Genomic DNA, 1135 nt, shown 5'->3' with positions numbered 1-1135 from the left:
ATATCCTGAAATTGAGAAAAAAATAACTGAAGGAGATTGGGCTCTTATTCCTCAAGAAGAATACGTGACCCCAGAGGAATGGTTTGACAAAGTTTTGTACTGGATGGCTCCTAAGGGAGAAGAGAAACTGACGATTTATGGTATAGATACTAAGGGTCAGATTTCTGATACCCCACTCACAACTTATGCAGATTATCAAGCCTGGGTTCAAAAGCAACGATCAGAAGGGAATATAAATGAAACGAATTGATCCTGAGAGAATAAAGAGTATAAAAGCGAGTATCAACGCATCTTCTAATGAAATACCAGATGACATTCGCTCGCTGATTGATGCGCCAGTGACAGGTAATTTTGAAGACTGTGTTAAGCGAACCAAAGCAACAATGGAGAGCTTAGTAACAACGGTTGATTCGCTTGATCAGTATTTAGATAGTGTAGCGGATGCTTTTGCGGCAACAGAAGCTGCTTTAGCTGCGGCAATTGATGGAGGTATCTATATTAAAGCTCCTGAGTCACGAGCAGAACGTAGAGAACGATATATCCAAGGCGGAAAAGATTCTAAGGAACGCCACAATCGTAGGAAAATGGTTGAAATCGCAGAGAGTCAATATAGTGATTTTCCATAATTACACAAATCACCTGAATTTATTTCAGGTGGTTTTCTTTTGTTTTTCTCAACTTCTCACGTTATCTATCATGTGGTATAATAGAACAAAAACATTTTCCTTCTAGTACCTTGAAAATTCTATGCTATTTACAAAAAATATACCCTGTCCCTCGGGGTCCACTTGATCCTAGCTACTCAGAAACCATCTGGTGTGGTGGATGACCAGATCTGGTCTAACTCACGCTTCAAGATCGCTCTTAAGGTGGCGGACCGTTCGGACTCCAATGAAATGCTTCATACGCCGGACGCAGCTGAGATTACTCAGACAGGACGTGCCTATCTACAGGTCGGAAATAACGAAGTCTATGAACTCTTCCAGTCAGCCTGGTCAGGGGCAGATTACCAGCCGGACAAGGACGATATGGGGATCGAGGACCATACTATCTACCTGATCAATGAATTGGGTCAATATGAGATCTTGAATGAAGACCTCTCTGGCTTAGAAGATGTGGATGAGATCAAGGAAGT

At 41.9% G+C, this 1135-nt stretch carries 1 protein-coding gene and 2 pseudogenes; all 3 read left to right on the top strand.

Features of this window, described 5'->3' with window-relative positions; genetic code table 11:
• Nucleotides 1-250: pseudogene (locus HMPREF2991_RS09180) on the top strand (hypothetical protein); the annotation flags it as partial.
• Complete coding sequence (locus HMPREF2991_RS09175) at nt 237-626, top strand: hypothetical protein (protein WP_070683913.1); 390 nt, start codon at nt 237-239, stop codon at nt 624-626. The pseudogene HMPREF2991_RS09180 and the gene HMPREF2991_RS09175, both read left to right, overlap by 14 nt.
• Before the next feature lie 147 nt (nt 627-773).
• A pseudogene (locus HMPREF2991_RS09170) lies at nt 774-1135 on the top strand (cell division protein FtsK); the annotation flags it as partial.

It is taken from the genome of Streptococcus sp. HMSC072D07, assembly GCF_001814835.1.
In the GTDB taxonomy this organism is placed as follows: Bacteria; Bacillota; Bacilli; order Lactobacillales; family Streptococcaceae; genus Streptococcus.
This window is presented reverse-complemented; position numbering and strand designations above follow the sequence as displayed.